The sequence below is a fragment of the Streptomyces muensis genome (assembly GCF_021474425.1).
Classification (GTDB): Bacteria; Actinomycetota; Actinomycetes; order Streptomycetales; family Streptomycetaceae; genus Streptomyces; species Streptomyces muensis.
The window spans coordinates 1-764 of record NZ_JAKEIP010000621.1 but is presented as its reverse complement, the minus strand read 5'-3'; the positions used below and the strand labels follow the sequence as shown (position 1 = coordinate 764).

Here is a 764-nt window from a genome sequence, read left to right as displayed (position 1 = left end):
GGCGGGGTGGCCGGGGGCTGCATGGTGGGCTGCGGCGGGGCTGCGGGGGCGGCCGGTTCCTCGACCGTGACGCCGAAGTCGGTGGCGATGCCGGCCAGGCCGTTGGCGTAGCCCTGGCCGACCGCGCGGGCCTTCCAGGCGCCGTTGCGGAGGTAGACCTCGACGATCACCAGTGCGGTCTCGGTGCCGAGCTGCGGGGGTGTGAAGGTGGCCAGGACGCTGTTGTCGTCCGCGTTACGGATGGTGGCGGTCGGTTCGATGCCCTGGAAGGTCTGGCCGGCGGCGTCGGGGCTGGCGGTGACGACGATCTTCTCGATGCCGGGGGGTACGGCCGAGGTGTCGACCGTGATCGCGTCGGGGCTGGTGCCGCCGCCCGAGCGGTAGGTCACGCCGGGGCCGCTCGGCTGGTTGTAGAAGATGAAGTCGTCGTCGGAGCGCACCTTGCCGTCGGCGGTGAGCAGCAGGCCCGATACGTCGAGCCGCACCGGGGCGGCGACGTCCACCGTCACGCGGGCGGCGGAGAGAGGGATGTTCGAGCCGGGGGTCATAGCTGTCATGCCGGGTGAACGAGCGGGGGCGTTTTACCGTTCCCTTACCTGGCGACCATTTGGCGGATGCGGGGGTCAGCGGCGGTTGCGGGGGTGGTTTCTGGCTGTGCGCTCGTTGCCGCGCTTGTAGTTTCCGGTCCAGCGGGCCATGACCAGCTGGGGGTCGGACGTCTCGACCTCGGCGAGGAACTGGGTGGCGCGGGGGCCGTGGAGGGT

1 protein-coding gene is annotated in these 764 nt (G+C 71.3%); it reads right to left on the bottom strand.

The genetic code is table 11. The features are described 5' to 3' along the window. Window positions 1–557: TerD family protein (locus L0P92_RS44760; RefSeq protein WP_234768853.1), on the bottom strand; the 557-nt coding region annotated here is incomplete at its 3' end. Window positions 558–764 lie beyond the last annotated feature (207 nt).